We start from the raw sequence: 19,940 nt of genomic DNA, 5'->3' as shown, positions 1-19,940 counted from the left end.
TCTGAATCACCAATGAGTCATTATCATTGCATTCATGGACTATCAAGTTAACGGCATCGACCTTAACTTTTGATCAAGAGTATATAAGTGTTCTGCAGCTTGCATGTGTTGAGGGTAATCGCTGAATTTCTCACGATTCTCCTCATTCATCTTACATGTCTCATCCACCAGCATTAACTTCCAATACAGCTTTGTTGTATGCAGCATCGCCAGTAAAGGTTTGAACACCTCTTTCTCATAAGCTTGAATCAACTCTTCAATCAACTCGTCACGTTCGTCTTCACTTGCGATTGAACCTTCGGTTGCCGACAACACTTTTTGATACTTCAGGTTTTGTTGCAGCTTATCCATCACCGTTTGGTTTTCTTCCGCTAACTCAACAAGCTTCGACTTAATAATGTTCACCCAATTCTCTTGGCTCAGTACTGTGTCATCAACACTGTTAAAGTCTTCTCGTATCTGTCGTTCAACACCTTTTTGAGCTTTCTTTAAAACCGCACGCACCTTTTGGAAAGGCAGCTGATATTCCTTACTTAGCTCGAAAATCAGTTTATGAAAACCACCATTTGGAAGGTGTAAGTTTTCCTTAAACGTCGCCATTGCAGCTTCTTGCTGATCGGTAAGGTGAGTCATTCTGTTTCCTATTCTTTATCACTTATGGTGCTGAGCCCGCGATCATACCACTATATAACCTCGTTTTTTCGGTAACTTGATAGGTTACATCTAGCTACGTACTTAATTTCTCTCAACACGTTATCTTTTGGCTAGTTTTCACACTACTTGGCATGAAATGGTAAAACTGATAATCGAATAAAAACCATACTACACCTGTTCCAACAAAACAGACTTCTAACTTATACAGGTACTTAAATGAAAAAGATTGCACTTAAGACTGAGACTGTGCAAGTCGAATACTCACCAAACTTGCCACCATTATGGCCAAGTAAAAACTGCCGATAATGGATTCCATAAACACGAAGAACTGAGCAATAGGCAATGCTGGTGATATGTCACCATAGCCAACCGTAGTCAACGTGATAAAGCTAAAGTACATCGCATTAAACAAATTGGTTAGCCAGATTTGCTCTTCTAATCCATTAAAGGCGTTGGGAAATATTTCTAAAATCAACAAGTAGATGGTCGACCAAGCGAACCCCAACAACAAGTAAATACAGATTGACCCAATAATGTGATTGGGCGTCACCGTTTTGGCTTTCATCACCTGTTTCAACGCCGAGTAAATGTGTGAAAACAAGAACACAGCCAACGCTGATAGCGTCACTATCGACAGGTTATAGCCTTCCAAAAACGAAAACACACCAGACACTAGCGCCGTAATCAATAACAGCCCATACCAAGAGCGATACAAAGCTCGCTCTTTATGGATACCAACAATTGAACTCGCCAGAGTAATGATGATGAGAAATAGTATTGTTTTCTGGCCTTGCGGATAAAACTGCTGCATCACCGCGCAACCAAAAAACAACACCAACAGTGCATAGAATAAGAAGTAGAAGTTGTCGTCTTTAGAGACTGGCTTCATCTATTTTTCCTCTGCCTCTGCTGGTTTTTTCTCAGTTTCTTGTTGGTTTTTCTCTTCAAGCCCAAGCCACGCCATCATCAGCTCATAGCTTAAACTCAGTATCACAGCACCAACAAACAGACCGACGATTCCTGACATCGCCATTCCGCCCAGTGCGCCGAGTAAAATAACCAACATTGGAATGTGAGAGCCACGGCTCAGAAGTACTGGCTTCAAGATAGCGTCACTGCCGCTTACCAAAATACACCACACTAAGAACAAGCTCGCCGCCAGTGTCGATTCAACACTGAACATGTAAATAATGGCAGGTAACAAAGCAAGAATCGGCGGCAACTGAATAATAGCGACCAGTAACACCGCTAGCGCCCACAATGCCGCGGCTGGAACACCCGCGATAACCAAACCAATTGCCGACATGATAGATTGAATCACAGCAACACCAATCACACCTTGCACAACGCTGCGCACAGTCGATTTAGATAACTGCACGAGCTCTACGCCTTTGCCATCCGTTAAACGAACCACTAAGTGAGTCACACCGGTTTGACATTTGTCGGCATTACTCATGAACGCACCTGCAATGATGGTTGAGATAATAAATTGGACAAAACCACCGCCCAATGAGCCTAAGATCGATGCCATTTTAGAAGCAAATACCTTAAGTTCGTCTGCATACGTGATAAACACGCCCTCTATATTCGAAGAAGCATGGACCAAGGCGGCATAAACTCTTTCACCAACTAATGGGATATCTTGCAAGGACTCTTTGGGTTTCGGCAGAGACAAGGTTCCGTCCTGTAGCCCTGTCATTAGGTCCGAAGCGCTAGTGTAAATACCGGAAGAGAGCGCAACTAAAGGAATGAGCAGTAACAGTACTCCGATAAAGCTCAGTAACGCGCTGGCTTTTCCTTTCGACATTCCCGTCTTATTTGAAATGGCGACAGCAACTGGATAGAGCGCAGTCGCAATGATCGCCCCCCAAATAACCAATAGAATGAATGGGCGTAAAATCGCAAAACACCAGTAGACGAGCATAGCAATCGCTGCAATTTTGATGGCAGCGTCTATCGCCTGTTTTGAAAAATCGTCGGTTAACTTCATGAGACGTCCTTGTTAGACAAAATTAATGCTGATTTTGTAGAAACTTCCAATTCCGAGTTTCTAGGAATAAAGAGGCCAAAATCATATATATGCCAATTAGCAATAATTGGAATATGCGAATAAAAGTGTTGCTATCGATATCGCCGGAGCTCATCAATGTGCTACCGACAAGTACTAGCAAGGTACTAAATGCAGTGGCGAAAATCGGTGCTTTTTCGGGAACCGTGTAGATCTTGGTAGCCATAAGAATGGCAATAAGTCCTATAAACAAAGAATAGAAGACAATGTTGGGTACTATAGAAAGAATTGAAAAAGCAGCAATCGCCAGCAATCCCCCGATACCGTTACTTATCACCAGAAAAGCGCTCAACTTTATCGACTTCTCTGACGTAATCATCAACGATAACAACGCAATGAACATCATTGTCAGTAAAGCTTCAGATATTTGAAAAATAAAGAAAAAACACACCACTGGATAGGAGATAATCATCGCCCTAAAGGCTGCATACCAACGCTGTTTCTTTTCGAGTGGCGCAGCAGCGAAGCCAGAAAACGCCGATTTAGGCTCAGGGAAAAACACATGCACTAACGCAAAAAGCATGACTGAAACCACACCAGAGGTCGCTAAGCCAGAGGCCAGCATGACTGAAACCCCAGGGTTATCAATCGCCATGAATGGCAACATCAAGACCGCAATCAACAGTATGGTGGCGAACAGGTTCCATTTTGGGTCGACAAACAAGTAGTAGCCCCAAAGCATCATTAACCCAACTAAAATCAGCAATGGGATTGGGTAATGGGTAATTCCTCGCGACAGTAATAAACCTAACCCCATTGTCACCACAACGGCCAAGAGCAATTCGTAGACCGTTTCTTTATGGAGATTTGGTTTATCAATTAAGAACTTAGCTGTGAACACTGGCGCCACAAACGCAAGTGGCCAGTTTATCCACGCCGCCAAGAAAACAGCCAACGTGACCCCGACCGTAAATCGCAGGATCCGTTGCTGTGTTTGCTGGTCAGGAATCGGCTTATCGGACATAAGACAATACGCTAATCAAACGAATCCATACCTTGCCTATCGCGTTGAATACAAAGTTATCGCCGCTATAAACAATCACATCCGCTTGGCCTCCCACTCGGAGCATGCCTGTCACTTCTTCATTATCAAATTCAATGGTGATAGGAAGCATCTGTGTTTGGCGCAACCAACCCGTTTGTTGGCTAGCTTGAGCAAGCTTACCTGCTTGGTCATTTTGCCCCCAATCAACACCCCAATCGATACTACTTACGCGCCCTTTTACCACTTTGCCCGGAGCGAAATCTAACGCCACTTCAACTTCATCACCGACCGTTACATTACCTAGGCTGTTCTCTCGATAATAAGCTTCAATCCAAATATCTTCGGTTGAAACAAAGGTCATGATTGCTTGCCCTGCTGATGCATAGAAACCTTCAGAGAGGCTAAAGTTAGAAACACCACCTTGTGTCGGTGCAGTAATCACAGTGCGCTCTAGGTTCAATTGAGCTTGTTCAAGTGCCAGCAACGCCGCTTTCACTTGGCTATTTTCTTCGCCTTCTTTACCCATTTGTTTCTTAGCACGGTCAAGGTCAGCTTCTGCATTCACAACCGCCGCTCGAGAGGTCGCTAATGCTGCTCGCGCTTTATCTGCATCTGATTTAGAAACCACACCTTTATCGGCCATCTCTAAAACACGCTTAGCTTGCAGTTTGGTGTTTTGTCTTTCAACAATCGCTGAAGTAAGTTTCGCTTGTGCTGAAGCAATGCTCGCGGTTTGCGCGCCGACATTTTGGCCAGCGATCTCTAAATTTTGCTCGGCTTGTTGGACGGCTATTTGGTAATCAGACTCGTCTAAAATGGCTAACTTGTCGCCCTGATTAACGAGTTGGTTAGGTTGAACAAGAATATCGAGTACTTTACCCGACACCTCAGGCTTGATTGGAACGATATAACCTTTTACACGAGCATTATCAGTAATAGGAATGATGCGGTCTGAAATAATACTGAAGATCAACATGAACGCCACGAACAATAATAAGTAGTTGGTGACCTTTCTTACTTTGTCTTTTCCATTTTCTTGCTGGCCAACTTCTTCCTTGGCTTCTTGCGTATTCCCGTTGACTTCTGACATAGGACTCCCTTCTAGATAACTAATATCAACAAAATTAATACTTTAAAAATAAACCCGGTAATGGAAAACTCAAGTAAATAGGGTTAGATTTAGTAAACAAAACGTTGCAAATGATATGCACGTCTAATAATGCGACAATATATACAGGATTGTATTCTAATGAGCTCTAGTCACTACCAAGTCCCGGTAATTCAAACGAACTACGCCAAAATTCTGGTTCAGGTTTTTTCTGACTATGGTCTCGACCTTCACCTTTTGCTCAAAGATTCTGGTTTGCCGCCCGATCTCATCGAATCAGAAAGCGACTTCGTGCCATCAGAATCGATTAAACGTTTGATTTATCTGACATCCGCCCAACTTGGTGTTTCTCGGTTCACCGATATTCTAGGACTCGCATTTCGACGTCGAATAATCCCAAATGTCTTGCATCAATTTACCGAATTCGAAACCATTGGTGATGCACTAAAACAGATCAATTCAATCTTTGCCTATGATTCACCAGGCAGCAAAGTCGAGTTTATCCAAGAACACGGTCAGAGCTGGTTTTGCCGCACAGCACCGGAAGACAACTCGCCTATGTTTCAATGGGGCGAAGCTTTCGCTGTTATTTATATCATCGAGTTAATAACCATTTTGTCGCAATCACCATGGTTACCGACTAAGGTTCGCTTGCAAGGGCATGACATCGATGTCGTCAAAACACTGGTATCAAGTAACTGCCAACTGTTTGTTGATCATTCGTCGACTGCTGTGCAGATTCCTGATGAGATCTTACAACTCCCAATCCGTCTTACGTCTAAAGACCTCAGTACAAAACCGACACTTATTGAGTGGCATACCAGCTTTACCGATAGTATTTATGAGCTTCTAAAACCGTACATGAAAGAACAAGACCTCTCTCTTGAAGAGGCGGCAGAGCTACTCAACTTTTCAGTGCGAACGTTCCAACGCAAACTCAAGAACGAAAACACCACTTATCGAAAGATCAAAGAGAACCTGATGTTTTCTGTAGCTTGCGAATTGATGGAAGAAGGCCACACGCTGACTTACATTTCTAGCCAACTCGGTTACACCAACATCTCGCATTTTTCTCGTGCGTTTAAACGTGTGTCTGGCCTTACGCCGAAGATTTACCAACGTTCAATTTTGGACTAAATGTAATTTTGGACTAAGTGTAGTTTTGGACTAAGTACAATCTGGCCTCCCTCTCAGTTCCATTTGTAAGAGTGTCGCTAGATCTATCGCGCCCCAAAGCTCCTCTACGTCTTGTACCCTAAAATAAATAATCATACTTACTCCTCTTTAAGTCGAAGTACCATCTTGGATCAATCTCGACAGAGATACTTACCATAATGCGCCACACCCACTTTAAGAGCTGTTTCGAATATAAAATAATAAGCGTTTGAAAGTTATAAGTTTATCTCCTAAGTTTTTTATAACCCTTTACTCAGGAAGATGTAGATGAGCAATATAGAAAAAGTATATGGATTTAATACGCCCCAACGGCTCTTTGTCGGTTACACACTCGCCGTACTCGTTGATTTAACCGTTCTCAATTTTTTTGATGAATATTGGGATTTCGTCAATATCGAGTCTTTCACCATCTCATTTGCTGCTGCGATTTTGCTACAGCTGTTGCTCAAGTTATCCATCGGCTTAGAACATAAGCTCGCGGATTACTTCAAGTCGAAACCCGGCACTGCCCCTAAGATCTACAGAGGCCTGTCGAGCTATGTGATTCTCGTCGGTTCAAAATTCGTGATGCTAGAAGCCATCAACATTCTATTTGGTGACAAAGTGGATTTCACGGGGCCTTGGAACGGTGTCGTCGCCTTCTTTGCAGTGGTATTTACCATTCTGGTTGCCGAAGTGATTGTTTCTAAAATCTACTTTGCATTGGATGACACGCAGAAAAACGAAAAAGCCTAAGCGCTCTATCGATTTTCAAGTGAACTGCAAACAATAAGTGGGCTACTCGGGAAGCCGATAACGTTGCATCACAAAAAAGCAAAACGCTTTCCGAAGGATCGGTTAAAAGCGTTTTGCGCTTTTTTGAGGGAGTGTTGACGGAGATGAGCTTAGAATGACGAGGTTATTTCTCCCTCGCCAGGATTAAGACCACTTTTAGCTCGCTCCAAATTTAACCGCGAAAGATCTGCGTACCAAGAACGATCTCACGTGATCGTAAATCAGATTAAACACAAACGCGTAAATAGTAATAAAAATGGTCACGCCGATATCCATTAAAAATGCCTGCCAAATCCCCACATCAAGTAAGTAAGCCATCACTGGGATCGTCGCCACCAGCAAGCCTGCCTCAAATAGCACGACATGAAAAACACGTAACTTGAGCGAACGCTTTGATTTTTCACCCGTGAAGTAGCGATCAAAAATGCGGTTAAAACAGTAATTCCAAATCATAGCGATTGTAGCAACAACTATCATGGTTCCTGATAAGGCATTCACATCATGATCGGTAAATATCGCCAAGCCTATAATTGAAAGTGTTACGGCCAAAGCTTCGAATAACACTGAGTGGAACACTCTTTCTAACGTACTCATACATTCCTCTAAATAATCTAGTCTATGTTGGATTAACTCGGATTATGTCATCGAAAATAATAAGAGAAAGTTAACAGCCATCACGATTAGTGATAGCCTGAGCATTATCATCCCATTTAGTATTGAGCGAGAGGTAACATGTACAGTTTTGAGCAACTAAAAGTCTTCGTCACTGTGTGTGAAAGTGGCTCTTTCTCTGCCGCAGCACGCAAGCTGAAACGCGCTCAGTCTGGTGTCAGCCAATCGATCGCCAACCTAGAAATAGCCATCGACCAAGAGCTGTTTAACCGCGAGAAAAACATCCCTATTTTGACCAACACAGGTAAAGCGTTATTGCCTGTCGCTAAGTCGATTCTCGACCAACAAAAGTACTTCGACCAAAAAGTAGAGTCGCTGACACAAGAAGATGAACACGAACTGATCATTGCCATTGATGAGAGCATCATAGATAAGAATTTCATTAAGATAATCAGCTCACTAGCCGATCAGTTTCCAATCACACACTTCGATATTATTACCACCTCAACCTTCGATGTTGAAGACTTAGTCAGACGCGGCAAAGCACAAATTGGCATCATCTATGCGGATGGTGAACTTAAAGTAGATATGGACTTCTTCTTACTGGGTCAAGCACGTTTTCTTACAGTTAGCTCCGCCACTCACGAGCTGAGCCAAATGCCCGTCGTTCAAGACTCAGACCTAAAGCGCTACCGCCAATGTGTGCATCGTAGTTCTAAGCAGCGCGAATTGTGGTTCACCTATGGCATCAGCTCCATGCTTTGGTATGCCAACAACCACAAAACGATCATCGATCTCGTTGAACAGAATGTTGGCTGGGCAAATGTGCCTGAAATGATGGTGATGGAAGGGATTCAGAAAGGTGATCTCGTAGCACTGCCAGTGGCACACGAGCATGGTGGTTGGATTACTCCAGTGGGTTGTTTGGTGTCTCGCAGCCATATCAATGGCCCAGTGTTAACAAGTTTACTTGAAAAACTAAAAGGCCACTCATTAGAGAACAATCAATGGCAAGCCAACTAATCTCCCCCCAATTCTTGAGTTCAGCCTATTTCAGCAACTGAATCCTAAGTCAATGACGGTTGTGTTTTCTCCAGCACTACCTCATTTCCGCTTTTCGTGCCGATAATTTTCTTTGTCGTGTGGATAAAACACCCTAGTTGATATCCCAAAGTGACATAACTAGTATGCGATCCCAAAGGGTTTGTCTTATCAAACTGATATCGACAAACCCAAATCGCTCTTTAACACCACTGACCCAACTTCAAATCTCCCACATAAGTGCCCCTGCCCTGCAACCACTTGTGAAAGCTTCAAATAGATCACTTTTGAATATTGATTCGCACCCAGTTTATGAGCCCTCTTCGAGTGCTTTTTTATATCTAAATGAACCTTTTGGAAAATTTGTCGTGAACGTTTTAAGAAATATTTGCCCTGAGAAAATGGGCAAAGAGCGTAACAAACGAGAGTATGATTTACGCGTACTTAATTGTGTCAGTGAAAGCGAGTATGAATCGCGTATGGCAGTTTGGAATAGCTTAACTTTGGTTGCTACTCCGTCTGTTTCAGAAACAAAAGGCTTCATCGATGAGGCTTTCAACAAACTTCAGCAAGACTTGAAAGAAGCGAGCCGCGAGTTATCGATTAACTACACGGACTTCATTGCAATGGCGCATGAAGAACTTAACTACATTAAGGTGTTTGTTGCTGATAAGACCGCACAATACGGCTGGTATGCCGCGATCGTTCTTATGATCATCGGTACTGTTGCTTTATGCGCTCAGTAAACAAAACTGTGTATTCAATAAATTGTCTTAAAAGCTCAAGCGATAGGCCAATTTAGCCTTTCTATGAGCCTGTTGTTTAACTAGAAAACAAATGGTTAACCTCATTTGTTTTCTAGCCGATACCCCTTCACTCCCCCATTAGAGCCAACAGATCCTGCGTCGCTTGTTTTGGATCTTCAGCGTGACATATCGCAGATACCAGTGCTAACCCATGAATGCCGCTCTCAACTAACTGCGGGATGTTCGATTCGTTAATTCCACCAATACCGACAATCGGTAACTTCGTTGTCTCCAACGCCATTTTAATGCCGTCATAACCCCAATGTTTCTTAAGATTCGTCTTGGTCGGTGTGGCAAAAAGCGCACTGAGGCCAATGTAATCAATAGGCAAACTATCGGCTTCTCGAAGCTGTTGTTCAGTTTCAATCGACAAACCAAGAATCTTGTCTGGGCCAATCAACTGACGTGCTAACTCAGCAGGCATATCAGACTGTCCTAAATGTAAGCCGTCAGCATCCACAGCCAACGTAACGTCTACCCGATCGTTAATGATCATCGGGACACCAGAGCCAGCCAAAATCGACTTAACGGCCTGCGCACGTTCAATAAAAGCTCTGACATCTCCATGCTTCTCTCTTACTTGAACCATAGTGACACCACCAGCGATTGCTTGTTCAACGACAAACTTAAGCGTTTCAAGATCTTGCTGGTCATCAGTAACCAAGTAGAGCTTATAAGGGTTCATATCGTGCCTTTGGAGTCGGAGTCTAAATTGCGTTTCTACTATTTTACCGACAATTTGCATCATGTGCATGGAAGTTAATAAACAATTAGCTCAATTAAGCATGCTTCAACAAATATGCAACCCATTGAAACGATACTAAAAAACCGGATTTTTTAACGAAAGCGTTACTTATTACACAAACTATTCACTTAAGCCTGCCCAGAACACTGTTTTATGGAATACTTCGCAGTGAAGGAATCAGGTAAATATAGGGATAGTTATGCGCCACCTTTCTATAGCATTTAAGATCAAGCTAGGTTATGCCATCTGCTTGCTCTTTTTCGTCATTTCAGGCTTTGTGAGTTACAAAGGTATCCAAACCTTGTCGAACGGCTTTAGCCAATACAGTGTACTTAGCCAGAAAGCGACACTGTCAGGCAACATTCAAGTGCATTTTCTGCAGATGCGCTTAGCCTCTGAACGTTACTTAGAGTCATTGGATGAGCAATACGAAACGAATTATCAATCAAGCAAACTCGCGATTGATGAACTGCTCAACAACTTAATCCAAACCACCACCAAAACCGATAGCCTAGCTAGCCTGCAATTAGTGCAAGACAGCGTGGCGGCATTTGACACGGCTTATGGATCAATGAAACAGAGCCAGCTGCTCATCGACCAATTGGTGAATGTCGAGATGGTCAAACGAGAAACCAACGCCCTCAAAGCCGCGCAAAGCTTGTTGTATGAGTCGTACAACAACAATGATCCAAACGCGAGCTTATACGCGGGTATGTTGATGGAGAACTTCCTCGCAGCCAAGATCACTGTACTGAGTTACTCAAACAACAACGACCTAAAAACCTATGAAGCGGGTAAAGATATCTTTGAATACGCGTTGCCGGGTATTGAAGGCGACATTGAGTCTCTTAAATCATCCCCTTATCAAAGTGAGCTGATCGAAGACTTCTCTAACCAGCGCGAAGCGTATGCAAAAGGCTTTGAACAAGTTCATCAGCAGATGATTGAGAACACGCAAAGAACTGCGACTCTTGCCTCGATTGGTGACAGCTTGGCTATTGCGGTCGCGGATGCTCAACGTATTCTAGAGCAACAGAAACAAGCATTAACGCCAGAACTGCAAGCCAGTGAAAAACGTTCAGTTCAAATCATCTTCTTGCTAACGGGTGTGGCTTTGGTGATTGGCATGACGAGCGCTGTGTTGGTGACTCGTTCTATTACCAAAGGCATCGCACAGGTTAAACAGATCACCAATGAGCTTTCTCAAGGCAACTTAAATGTTGAAGTGAACATCGAAAGCAAGAACGAGATCGGTGAACTGCTAACCAACATGGAGATCACCATTGAATCTCTGCGCGATATTGTTGGTCAAGTGAACCGCTCTAGTGTACGTATTGGTGAGATGTCGGAGTCGCTGAATCAAGTGACCAATAACAGCTCGACCAACGCAACACAGTTGAACAATGAGATGACCAATATCTCTTCTGCCGTTGATCAATTGGCTTCGAGCACATCAGAAATTGCTGCAAGTGCTAACCACGCGTCTCAAGTTGCAAACCAAGCAACCGAGAATGTGGCGATGGGCCTGAAAGAAGTAGACAAAACACTGCATGAAATTGGCAGCGCCGATGAAAGCATGCAGGTCAGCAGCCAGAAAGTGACGGACCTACACAAAGAGTCGATGAACATTGGCGCCATTCTTGAAGTAATCAAAGGCGTTTCTGAGCAAACCAACCTGTTGGCATTGAATGCGGCTATCGAAGCCGCTCGCGCAGGTGAACAAGGTCGTGGATTTGCCGTGGTAGCCGATGAAGTAAGAACGCTCGCTAAGCGCACCCAAGATTCTGCAAGCCAGATTGATGAACTCATCACCTCACTGCAACGTGGCGCTAAAGATGCGTTAGAGTCGATCAAAGAGAGCCACAGCACGGTTTCAGATGCTTCAACTCAGGCACAGCAAGCTTCTCAGAACTTACATGTGATCAACCAACACATTCAAGATCTGAACCAAGCCAATAGCCAGATCGCAGTATCTGTCGACGAGCAAGATTGCTTAACCAAGTCGTTGGGTGAAAACGCGCAAGGTGCCAATGCCATCGCGCAGAGCAACCAAGAGTCTGTAAGCAGTATTTCTGGCGCAGCGAGCGACTTAACCGAAGTTGCTCATCACTTAGAAAACCAAGTGAATCGATTTAGAACCTAACGAAACCAGCCTTTAACACAGCTGACACGGTTCCGAACCAAGAATAAAAAGCCCCCGACACATAAGTGTCGGGGGCTTTCTTTTAGTTAAGAGCTTTAAGTTAAAAGCTATTAACTTAGAACGATCAGTTTTGAGTTTAGAACTAGATTAAGCCTACTGAACCTTTAAACGTTGAATCAGTGTCTCTTCATCGAGTTGATACAGCTCATCGAGTAAGTTCATCTGCAAGCTACCTGGGCCACGTGAGTTTTCCGCCGCGATTTCGCCAACCACACCCAATACCGCCGCAGCAGCCAAACCACTTTCATCACCAACAGCAGCAAATGCGCCCGTCAATGCCGTTAAGGTACAACCCATGCCGGTTACATACGGCATCATTGGATGACCGTTGTTTAACGTCACAACACTGTCTTTGGTGACAACGTAATCTGCCTCACCAGAAATCACCACATTCGCACCGTATTCAGCGACTAAGCATTGCGCTGCGCCTAATGCAGCATCACTGCTATCTAGCGCATCAACGCCTTTGCTCTGTGCTTGCTCACCCGCTAACGCGATAATCTCAGACGCATTACCACGAATGATTAACTTATCCGCTAAACGTGCAATTTCACGAGAAGTCTCGGTACGCAGCGTACTTGCGCCACAACCCACCGGGTCAAGAACCACTACCTTGTTGTTCGCGTTGGCTTGTTCTACAGCAAAACACATTCTTGGCGTCCAAACGCTGTCGAGCGTGCCGATGTTGATCACCAAAGCGCCAGAGAAAGACATCATCTCAGCCAGTTCTTGTTTTGAGTGCGCCATGATAGGTGAAGCGCCAATCGCCAATAACGCATTGGCCGTATTGTTCATCACGACGTAGTTGGTGATGTTTACAACCAACGGTTTTTGCTCTCGTACTGCGCGCAGCGATTGGATGATTTGTTCAGTTAGCATGGATAAATCCTTATTCGTGAAAGTCGGTTTTAAGCCGCTGCAGGTTGGCTAGCGACAAGGTTTAGCCGTGATTAGTCATTAAGTGCATTCAAGCCTTGCTGCCAAAAAGCCACTTCCATACGTGTTGCTGTTTTGAAGATATGAACGATGTTTTGACCGCGCTCGCTGTTGATATCAATTTCAGCAAGCAGTTGATTGAAGTATTCCGCGCCCGTTGCTACACCAGACTGAAACTCTTCTCCGCCGTAAAGTTGTAGCCAGCTAGCATATGGGTTGCCTTCTAATACGGTATCACTGCTTTCTAACAACGCTTTACCGATAACAGCGTAACCAATTGAACATGGAGCCAATGCCGCATATAAGTCGACAAGATCACCCGTCATACCCGCATCTAGAACGTAGCGCGTGTAAGCGACTGTGCCGAAATCTTCAGGTTCGTTTTCTAAATCAGATTCGGTTAAACCCCACTGACCACAGTAAGTCACATGGTGTGAAATTTCAGAATCTAATAGAGCATGAACACTAGGCAGTGCACGACGCATATCAGCCAACGTTTTTGCCTTGTAAATCGCCAACGCATAAGCGCGGGCATACTGTTTTAAGAACAGAAAATCTTGCTTCAAGTAATGCAGAAAACACGGCTGAGCAAGTGTGCCGTTTGCTAGCGTTTTAACAAAATCATGCTCGGTGTAGTCTTGCCAATCTTGCTGACAGGCTTGGATTAAGTCTTGGTATTTCATGAGATTCCTTAGTCAAAAGTCGGTACGTAATCAGCGGCTTTTGGTAGTGATTTGATGATGCCTTTGTCGAACATGAACTGTGCGTAATCGTCGTAACGCTTCATATCTACAGCAGAAGGGCGAAGTGCAAAACGAGTCAGCGTGTCGTTCCATGCGCGTTGGTTAAGTTCGTTGTTCAACGTATCTGGTGAGAACGCCACAAACTCACTCCATGACTCTTGTGGGTGGTTCACAATGTAAGTCGTTGCTTGTTCCAATGCTTTGTTGAACGCTTTGATGGCTTCGTCGTCGTGCTGCTTTGCGTTCGCAACAAAGATAAGCTCGTCGTAAGCGGGTACGCCGTGCTCTTCTGGGAAGAACGCTTTCGCTTTAAAGCCTTCAAGAGCTAGTTGGTTAGTTTCGAAGTTACGTAAGCCACCCCAGATTGCGTCTACCTTGCCTGATGCCAATGAAGATGACAGTGCCCAACCGACATTGATGGTTTGCACGTCTGTAAATGCAACATTTTCTTGCGCTAGCATGGTGCCGATGGTCGCTTCTTCGTTACCCGCAATCGCAATACCAATCTTTTTGCCTTTCAGATCCGCTAACGAATCGTTCTTGCCATTATCCAAAACCATCAACGTATTCAGTGGCGTTGCGATAAGAGTAGATGCACGAACGAGAGGCAAACCTGCCGCTACATCCATGGTTAAACTTGGTTGGTAAGTTACCGCTAAATCGACCTTGCCTGCCGCAACCAATTTTGCTGGTGTGCTTGGGTCGGCTGGTTCTTGGATTTCAACCTCTAGGCCTTGGTCAGCAAAGTAGCCACGCTCTTGAGCAATCACAATTGGGCCGTGGTTCGGGTTCACAAACCAATCCAACATCAGTGTCAGTTTCTTTTGTTCAGAATCCGCCAATGCATGACCTGAAACTAGCGAAGCAAGCAGTGCCACTGCACCTACCAATTTGGTATTTTTCATAGTTAACCTTTCCTTTTGAATATTATTATTGTGTTTCTAGAACTAATTTTTAACGAGGTATTGTTTAGATAAATAGCCTTGAGCGAAGCTTTATTAAACAAAGAGTTATTGAGCTAACCATCACTGGTTCTCCCAAGGGATAGCTTTTTTGAGTAATTTGTCTGTGATGAAGTAGAGCGAGATAGACAGCACCGCCAAGATGAATAAGGCCGCAAACATCTCATCGATAATCATGCGTGCGTTGGCTTGCAGCATTAGGTAACCCAGCCCTTCACTCGAACCCACCCACTCGCCGACAACCGCACCAATTGGGGCAATCACCACAGCGACACGAATGCCAGACGCCAGTGTTGGCAATGCAGCAGGCAGTTGGATATAACGGAGCAATTGCCATTTCGATGCACCCATCGTCTTGGCAAGATCAAGGTAACCTGTCGGTGTATTACGCAGGCCGTCGTAACAACAAGTGGTCACGGGGAAAAAGATAATGATCGCCGCCATCACCACTTTTGACGCGATGCCATAACCCAGCCACAACATCAACACTGGTGCGATCGCAAACACAGGGATTGCTTGGCTAGCAATTAAGATAGGCAACAACCAGCGTTTCAGTGGTTCGAACATCAGCATCTGCAGAGCAAAAAACAGCCCCATGGATAAACCGAGTAGCAAGCCAAGTAAGATCTCCTGCGCAGTCACCCAAGTGTGTTTGAGTAGCACATCGTAACGTTCAATTAGCTTGATGAAGACTTCTGCAGGCGCTGGCAGAATGAAGCTAGGCATCTCGAAGATAACCACCACCATTTGCCATAAACCTAGAATCACAGCACTGCTGATCAGCAAACGCATAACGGGATTCATCTGACGAGGGCGTGTTGTGGTAGTCTGTACGTTAGCTGAACGCGCCACAGCTTCGCTTCGCGTTAGATCATTCATAATCACGCTCCAACTGATCTAAGATCGCTTGTTGTAACTCAGCACATTCACCGTCTAACACTCTTGGTGTCGCTGTATTAGGCACAGACAGTGACTGTGCACTCGCCGGAGTGCCTTGCAACACATACAAGTTATCCGCCAAACGCACCGCTTCTTGTGGATCATGAGTAATCAACACAACGGTTTTATCTCTTAACAGTTCACAAGCTAAGCTCTGTAACTTATGTCTTGTTACCGCATCCAGCGCAGAGAAAGGTTCGTCCATCAGCACAACAGGTTTGTCTTGCATTAAGGTGCGAGCCAAAGCAACACGCTGGCGCATACCACCAGACAACTGATCCGGCATAGTAGACGCGTGATCAGCCAAACCAACCGCAGCGAGCAACTCTAGTGCTTGATTGGTTTGCTGTGCTTTATCAGAAACTGGATTTTGAAAGCGATGACTCAGGCAAACATTATCGATAACCGATAGCCATGGCAGTAATAAATCCTGCTGCGCCATGTAAGCGATGCGATCCGTTAAAGGCAGTTCATCGGACGTTGCCAATGTGCCCTGCCACTCCACCTTGTCGTCCAACAAGCCAGCCAGATAACGCAATACCGTGGTTTTTCCGCAGCCACTTCGACCCAGTAATACCGTCCACTTACCTGCGTTTAAGCTAAGCGACAACCCAGATAAGGTTGCGTGCTCACTGTCGTTATAACGTAAAGAGGCGTTGCTGAGCTGAACACCAACCGTATTAACGGACATTACCGTGTCCAGCGAAGAAGTGATTTACCGGGCCATGACCTTGACCAACTTGCAACTCATCAGCGTGAGCAATTGCGCGCGAAATGTATTGTTTGCCTAGGTCAACAGCCTCTGAAAGCGTGTTGCCTTGAGCCAAGAAAGAAGCAATGGCAGAAGATAGCGTACAACCCGTGCCATGGGTGTTTTTGGTAGGAAAACGTTTAGCGCTAATCAAAGCAGATGTGGTTGGCAGAATCAGTAAGTCGTTACTGTTCTCATCCTTCTCTAAGTGACCGCCTTTTAGCAGGACAGCCTTAGCACCTAGTGCGCGTAAGTCTTCAATCATGCCCTGCATTTCGGCTTCGCTTTCAGGTACTGGCTTGCCTGTTAACGCCGCGCCTTCTGGCAAGTTAGGAGTAATGATGTCTGCCAATGGAATTAGCTCTTGTTTTAGCGTCGTAATTGCCGAGTTTTCTAACAGCAGATCACCACTTGTCGCGACCATCACAGGGTCAATCACTAAGTGTTTAGGTTGGTATTGTTTGATTTTGTCTGCAACGACTTTGATGATTTGCGAATCCGCCAACATGCCGACTTTCACTGCCACGATATTGAGATCAGTGAAAACCGCATCTAGCTGGCTAGCGACATGATCAAGTGGAATAGGAAAAATAGCTGACACGCCTTGAGTGTTCTGGGAAGTGATAGCGGTAATCACAGAACAAGCAAAACTACCGGTAGCAGACATGGCTTTAATATCAGCTTGGATACCGGCACCGCCGCCACTGTCAGAACCCGCGATGGTTAAAACAATCGGAGTACTCGTGCGAATCGTGCCTTCAGCAGAGTGCTGCTGTGTTGAGGATTTTGGAGTTGAGGCTTTTGGCGTTAAATCTTTTGAAATAGAACTGTGTGTCATTGTCGCTCCTACTATCTTACAAGACGTAGGAGAACGAACACTGATCGAAGGAGAAGTCGCATTAGGCTCATGAAAGCTTTCATGGGTGCAGACGTAGATCGAGTGCTTATAGTTCCCTACGCCAGTGTTAACTGAATCAGGTTCAACGGGTCTCGATTAACGATCTCAGCAAACACCAAATAAGGTGTGTGCCCCCCGACTATTGATAGCGATAGTAACAGCACTCTCACAACTGAGATACTGATTTTATTCAATTATAAGAATTACACATGAAAAAATTTCAATTAGGCAAAACAAAACAAATACTTATAACGTTCCTTTAGATGGCTTCGACTGTATAAACAAGCACAACACAATCAGAGACATACCTAACCAGCCTGTAAAAGGAATCAGCTCACCGACAACACAGACGGCAAGCACCGCTGCAACTACGGGTTCAAACAAGGTCAGTAGATTGGCACTGCTCGCAGTCACGTGGCGTAAACCAAAACTGAACGCGATATAGCCCAAGCATTGTGGAATTAACGTAAGATAACTGATGACTAATACGTTAATCTCCGAGGAAAACAGGTTATCACCAGTAAACCAGAGCGTTGGCAGCAACAACATCGCACCGAGGCCAAAAATACTGCCCATCGCCGCTTGTGACTTAATCCCTTTATCGATCAGTGCTTTTGTCGCCCAAGAATAAATGGCGTAACACAAACCAGCGACCAGACCTAAGCCAATGCCCAATAGCTTTAGATCCTCACCGGATTCATTCGCCGATGAAGCTTCTGAAAACACCAACAGCCCAATACCTACCACACCAATCGCAAAGCTTGTAAGCCAACGTAGGTTGATATTGTTCTTTTTGCTAATCAGACACTCTAGCAATGCGGAAAAGAAAGGTGCGGTAGCAATCGAAACCACGGTGCCAATCGCCACACCTGATAATTTCATTGAGGAATAGAAAGCTAAAGGATAGACCGCCAAAGCCAAAGCGCTCACTGCCAACAGCTTCTTGTTCTGCAAAAGTTTGTCGAAAGCGAATAGGATTTTTCGATACGCCAAGCCCGCTTGCATTAGACCACCGACGCCCATAGAGAAAGCACCAATCGCTAATGGGCTTAGATCAGGTGCAAAACTTGCGGCAGTGCCTGTCGTGCCCCATAAAATAGAAGCAAACAAGATGGCCAAAGTGCCTGTTTGGAATTCGTTAACGCGATTGATGGCAAGATTCATTTCTATTATCCATTTTTCATTTCTGAAATAGATAATAGTGAAGATTGATAAGGTTTAGTTTGCTGAAAGGACGCTATTATTGTTTCTAAAGACTCTCTTTCATCGAACCCAAAAACGCCCTTGGAGACATTCCAAAGTGCTGAGAGAAGCGACGACTGAAAGCAGAAACATCACTATAGCCCACGTTTTCAGCAATCAATTGAACGGGTAAATCGGTATGAGTTAACAGGGCTTGAGCTTTCTCCATACGATAGCGAGTGATGTATTTAAGCGCACTGATATCCAAGCACTCTTTGAAGCGTTTTTTGAATTGGGTGGGACTCAAACAAGCCGTTTCTGCAAGTTGTGGAATAGAGAGAGGTTGGGCGTAATTATCCGCTATCAGCCTTTGTACCGCACGGATTCTTGGGTCGATGCTCTTGCTGACTTGTTGTTGCTCTAACAGCAATGAAAACACATCCAAAACTGATGACTCAATACCACTATCGACCTGATATTCCAGCTGCTTTTCAACAAACAGCAAGAAGCTCATTAAAGGTGGTGTTATCGTGAAAACCGAGAGCTCATGCTCTAACAAATGCTGCGGCAACTCCACCATGTCTGCGACAATAAACCGTGCGGCTTCATCCGCTTTAAACGCATGCGCAGTGGTTACCGGAATTACCACACATTCGCCCACGGCCACTTTGCCGACATACCCCACCATCTCGATATTGATACTGCCTTGGATCGGCAATACCAATTGATGATGGTCATCATGAGCATGGGTATTAAATTGCTTGGTGTAAGATCGAATGCTTAAGCTAGATTTCATGAGCAACGCCGGAGTAGATCGGTTTAGAACGAGTTAAAATACGAAAGTACATGATTTGAACAAGTGAGTCACATCGGGTTGGCATTTGTTAGTACCCTAACCCATTCTAATGGCGATCAAAAAAGCCGCTCAAGCATCAATCACAATGCTCAAACGACTTTTTATTGGAGTCTAATTCGCGATCTCAAGAACAGTTAACCGAATCGGCTATCACTCGCTAACAAAATCGCTCATTCACACTCTATTATTTTTGAAGTTGCTCTTTAGCGGCTTCAACCTTAGAAAAATCTAGGCCAAGCTCTTCAACTGCTTCTTTGATTAGCGCAGGGTTTTGCATTACCTGACCCATCAGCATTTGAAGCTTATCTTGTGGTAAACCAAGTTGGCTGATTGTCGCCATTGCTGCAAGAGGGTTCTCGGTCAACGTTTTGAAAATCTCGCTGATCTGCTCGTCGCTAATATTGTTCTCTTTCAACATTGCTAAAATCGGGTTCATTTTTTTGCCTTTGAAACACTAAATTAAGTAGGAGCACAGCATACCATCTAGCTGTGCTCGATTGT

General features: G+C 44.6%; 21 protein-coding genes and 1 riboswitch. Of the genes, 5 read left to right on the top strand and 16 right to left on the bottom strand.

Annotated features, from left to right (window positions below; genetic code table 11):
• Nucleotides 1-42 precede the first annotated feature (42 nt).
• From MED222_RS20595 to MED222_RS20615, 5 genes are all read right to left on the bottom strand, one after another.
• Nucleotides 43-633 carry a hypothetical protein gene (locus MED222_RS20595; protein ID WP_009844850.1) on the bottom strand — a complete coding sequence of 197 codons (591 nt, stop codon included), beginning with the start codon at nt 631-633 and terminating at the stop codon, nt 43-45.
• Between the two features lie 253 nt (nt 634-886).
• The gene (locus MED222_RS20600) at nt 887-1,543 is read right to left on the bottom strand and encodes a potassium channel family protein (RefSeq protein WP_009844849.1); all 657 of its coding nucleotides are present in this window, start codon (nt 1,541-1,543) and stop codon (nt 887-889) included.
• On the bottom strand, nt 1,544-2,644 hold the full coding sequence (locus MED222_RS20605; protein WP_009844848.1) for an AI-2E family transporter: 1,101 nt from the start codon (nt 2,642-2,644) through the stop codon (nt 1,544-1,546). It lies immediately after the preceding gene.
• Between the two features lie 22 nt (nt 2,645-2,666).
• A complete protein-coding gene (locus MED222_RS20610; protein ID WP_009844847.1) occupies nt 2,667-3,686 on the bottom strand; it encodes a DUF2955 domain-containing protein in 1,020 nt (339 codons plus the stop codon).
• Nucleotides 3,676-4,797, bottom strand: coding sequence for an HlyD family secretion protein (locus MED222_RS20615; protein WP_009844846.1), 1,122 nt, complete (start codon nt 4,795-4,797; stop codon nt 3,676-3,678). The genes MED222_RS20610 and MED222_RS20615 overlap by 11 nt, the downstream gene beginning before the upstream one ends.
• Nucleotides 4,798-4,956: 159 nt before the next feature.
• On the opposite strand from MED222_RS20615, the gene MED222_RS20620 reads away from it, so the two are divergent.
• On the top strand, nt 4,957-5,952 hold the full coding sequence (locus tag MED222_RS20620; protein ID WP_009844845.1) for a helix-turn-helix domain-containing protein: 996 nt from the start codon (nt 4,957-4,959) through the stop codon (nt 5,950-5,952).
• A gap of 306 nt (nt 5,953-6,258) precedes the next feature.
• On the top strand, nt 6,259-6,726 hold the full coding sequence (locus MED222_RS20625; RefSeq protein WP_009844843.1) for a hypothetical protein: 468 nt from the start codon (nt 6,259-6,261) through the stop codon (nt 6,724-6,726).
• 195 nt (nt 6,727-6,921) lie between these two features.
• Here MED222_RS20625 and MED222_RS20630 read toward each other — a convergent pair whose 3' ends face one another.
• Nucleotides 6,922-7,359: a PACE efflux transporter gene (locus MED222_RS20630; protein WP_009844842.1), complete on the bottom strand. Its 438-nt coding sequence runs from the start codon at nt 7,357-7,359 to the stop codon at nt 6,922-6,924.
• 138 nt (nt 7,360-7,497) lie between these two features.
• Between MED222_RS20630 and MED222_RS20635 the strand changes: the two genes are divergently transcribed.
• The gene (locus MED222_RS20635; protein WP_009844841.1) at nt 7,498-8,400 is read left to right on the top strand and encodes a LysR family transcriptional regulator; all 903 of its coding nucleotides are present in this window, start codon (nt 7,498-7,500) and stop codon (nt 8,398-8,400) included.
• A gap of 419 nt (nt 8,401-8,819) precedes the next feature.
• A complete protein-coding gene (locus MED222_RS20640) occupies nt 8,820-9,164 on the top strand; it encodes a hypothetical protein (RefSeq protein WP_009844840.1) in 345 nt (114 codons plus the stop codon).
• Nucleotides 9,165-9,291: 127 nt separating this feature from the next.
• Here MED222_RS20640 and thiE read toward each other — a convergent pair whose 3' ends face one another.
• The gene (gene thiE / locus MED222_RS20645) at nt 9,292-9,909 is read right to left on the bottom strand and encodes a thiamine phosphate synthase (RefSeq protein WP_009844839.1); all 618 of its coding nucleotides are present in this window, start codon (nt 9,907-9,909) and stop codon (nt 9,292-9,294) included.
• Nucleotides 9,910-10,168: 259 nt separating this feature from the next.
• Here thiE and MED222_RS20650 point away from each other — a divergent pair, with 259 nt between their 5' ends.
• Nucleotides 10,169-12,112, top strand: a complete 1,944-nt coding sequence (locus MED222_RS20650; protein WP_009844838.1) for a methyl-accepting chemotaxis protein — start codon at nt 10,169-10,171, stop codon at nt 12,110-12,112.
• Between the two features lie 153 nt (nt 12,113-12,265).
• Here MED222_RS20650 and thiM read toward each other — a convergent pair whose 3' ends face one another.
• The 9 genes from thiM to MED222_RS20695 all read right to left on the bottom strand — a co-directional run bounded on the left by thiM (nt 12,266) and on the right by MED222_RS20695 (nt 19,875).
• On the bottom strand, nt 12,266-13,051 hold the full coding sequence (gene thiM, locus MED222_RS20655) for a hydroxyethylthiazole kinase (protein ID WP_009844837.1): 786 nt from the start codon (nt 13,049-13,051) through the stop codon (nt 12,266-12,268).
• Nucleotides 13,052-13,122: 71 nt separating this feature from the next.
• Nucleotides 13,123-13,791 (bottom strand): thiaminase II, encoded by a 669-nt coding sequence (tenA, locus tag MED222_RS20660; RefSeq protein ID WP_009844836.1) that lies wholly within the window; start codon nt 13,789-13,791, stop codon nt 13,123-13,125.
• 8 nt (nt 13,792-13,799) lie between these two features.
• Nucleotides 13,800-14,756: an ABC transporter substrate-binding protein gene (locus MED222_RS20665; protein WP_009844835.1), complete on the bottom strand. Its 957-nt coding sequence runs from the start codon at nt 14,754-14,756 to the stop codon at nt 13,800-13,802.
• 120 nt (nt 14,757-14,876) lie between these two features.
• A complete protein-coding gene (locus MED222_RS20670; RefSeq protein ID WP_009844834.1) occupies nt 14,877-15,692 on the bottom strand; it encodes an ABC transporter permease in 816 nt (271 codons plus the stop codon).
• Nucleotides 15,685-16,443, bottom strand: coding sequence for an ABC transporter ATP-binding protein (locus tag MED222_RS20675; RefSeq protein ID WP_009844833.1), 759 nt, complete (start codon nt 16,441-16,443; stop codon nt 15,685-15,687). Before MED222_RS20675 ends, MED222_RS20670 begins: the two co-directional genes overlap by 8 nt.
• Nucleotides 16,433-17,341 (bottom strand): bifunctional hydroxymethylpyrimidine kinase/phosphomethylpyrimidine kinase, encoded by a 909-nt coding sequence (gene thiD / locus MED222_RS20680; RefSeq protein ID WP_009844832.1) that lies wholly within the window; start codon nt 17,339-17,341, stop codon nt 16,433-16,435. The genes MED222_RS20675 and thiD overlap by 11 nt, the downstream gene beginning before the upstream one ends.
• A 96-nt stretch (nt 17,342-17,437) precedes the next feature.
• Nucleotides 17,438-17,549, bottom strand: a riboswitch (TPP riboswitch).
• 98 nt (nt 17,550-17,647) lie between these two features.
• The gene (locus tag MED222_RS20685) at nt 17,648-18,565 is read right to left on the bottom strand and encodes a DMT family transporter (protein WP_009844831.1); all 918 of its coding nucleotides are present in this window, start codon (nt 18,563-18,565) and stop codon (nt 17,648-17,650) included.
• A gap of 85 nt (nt 18,566-18,650) precedes the next feature.
• Nucleotides 18,651-19,379, bottom strand: a complete 729-nt coding sequence (locus tag MED222_RS20690) for a helix-turn-helix domain-containing protein (protein ID WP_009844830.1) — start codon at nt 19,377-19,379, stop codon at nt 18,651-18,653.
• 244 nt (nt 19,380-19,623) lie between these two features.
• On the bottom strand, nt 19,624-19,875 hold the full coding sequence (locus MED222_RS20695; RefSeq protein WP_009844829.1) for a DUF2999 family protein: 252 nt from the start codon (nt 19,873-19,875) through the stop codon (nt 19,624-19,626).
• Between the last annotated feature and the right edge of the window lie 65 nt (nt 19,876-19,940).

Source organism: Vibrio sp. MED222 (assembly GCF_000153005.1).
In the GTDB taxonomy this organism is placed as follows: domain Bacteria; phylum Pseudomonadota; class Gammaproteobacteria; order Enterobacterales; family Vibrionaceae; genus Vibrio; species Vibrio tasmaniensis_A.
This window is presented reverse-complemented; position numbering and strand designations above follow the sequence as displayed.

What these genes read in the sequence shown, in the direction of transcription:
- MED222_RS20625 (WP_009844843.1), top strand. Translation starts at nt 6,259, where the DNA reads ATGAGCAATATAGAAAAAGTATATGGATTTAATACGCCCCAACGGCTC.
- MED222_RS20620 (WP_009844845.1), top strand. Translation starts at nt 4,957, where the DNA reads ATGAGCTCTAGTCACTACCAAGTCCCGGTAATTCAAACGAACTACGCC.
- MED222_RS20665 (WP_009844835.1), bottom strand. Translation starts at nt 14,756, where the DNA reads ATGAAAAATACCAAATTGGTAGGTGCAGTGGCACTGCTTGCTTCGCTA.
- MED222_RS20695 (WP_009844829.1), bottom strand. Translation starts at nt 19,875, where the DNA reads ATGAACCCGATTTTAGCAATGTTGAAAGAGAACAATATTAGCGACGAG.
- MED222_RS20650 (WP_009844838.1), top strand. Translation starts at nt 10,169, where the DNA reads ATGCGCCACCTTTCTATAGCATTTAAGATCAAGCTAGGTTATGCCATC.
- MED222_RS20615 (WP_009844846.1), bottom strand. Translation starts at nt 4,797, where the DNA reads ATGTCAGAAGTCAACGGGAATACGCAAGAAGCCAAGGAAGAAGTTGGC.
- MED222_RS20605 (WP_009844848.1), bottom strand. Translation starts at nt 2,644, where the DNA reads ATGAAGTTAACCGACGATTTTTCAAAACAGGCGATAGACGCTGCCATC.
- MED222_RS20630 (WP_009844842.1), bottom strand. Translation starts at nt 7,359, where the DNA reads ATGAGTACGTTAGAAAGAGTGTTCCACTCAGTGTTATTCGAAGCTTTG.
- thiM (WP_009844837.1), bottom strand. Translation starts at nt 13,051, where the DNA reads ATGCTAACTGAACAAATCATCCAATCGCTGCGCGCAGTACGAGAGCAA.
- MED222_RS20670 (WP_009844834.1), bottom strand. Translation starts at nt 15,692, where the DNA reads ATGAATGATCTAACGCGAAGCGAAGCTGTGGCGCGTTCAGCTAACGTA.
- MED222_RS20595 (WP_009844850.1), bottom strand. Translation starts at nt 633, where the DNA reads ATGACTCACCTTACCGATCAGCAAGAAGCTGCAATGGCGACGTTTAAG.
- MED222_RS20675 (WP_009844833.1), bottom strand. Translation starts at nt 16,443, where the DNA reads ATGTCCGTTAATACGGTTGGTGTTCAGCTCAGCAACGCCTCTTTACGT.
- MED222_RS20600 (WP_009844849.1), bottom strand. Translation starts at nt 1,543, where the DNA reads ATGAAGCCAGTCTCTAAAGACGACAACTTCTACTTCTTATTCTATGCA.
- MED222_RS20610 (WP_009844847.1), bottom strand. Translation starts at nt 3,686, where the DNA reads ATGTCCGATAAGCCGATTCCTGACCAGCAAACACAGCAACGGATCCTG.
- thiE (WP_009844839.1), bottom strand. Translation starts at nt 9,909, where the DNA reads ATGAACCCTTATAAGCTCTACTTGGTTACTGATGACCAGCAAGATCTT.
- MED222_RS20640 (WP_009844840.1), top strand. Translation starts at nt 8,820, where the DNA reads ATGGGCAAAGAGCGTAACAAACGAGAGTATGATTTACGCGTACTTAAT.
- MED222_RS20685 (WP_009844831.1), bottom strand. Translation starts at nt 18,565, where the DNA reads ATGAATCTTGCCATCAATCGCGTTAACGAATTCCAAACAGGCACTTTG.
- MED222_RS20690 (WP_009844830.1), bottom strand. Translation starts at nt 19,379, where the DNA reads ATGAAATCTAGCTTAAGCATTCGATCTTACACCAAGCAATTTAATACC.
- MED222_RS20635 (WP_009844841.1), top strand. Translation starts at nt 7,498, where the DNA reads ATGTACAGTTTTGAGCAACTAAAAGTCTTCGTCACTGTGTGTGAAAGT.
- thiD (WP_009844832.1), bottom strand. Translation starts at nt 17,341, where the DNA reads ATGACACACAGTTCTATTTCAAAAGATTTAACGCCAAAAGCCTCAACT.
- tenA (WP_009844836.1), bottom strand. Translation starts at nt 13,791, where the DNA reads ATGAAATACCAAGACTTAATCCAAGCCTGTCAGCAAGATTGGCAAGAC.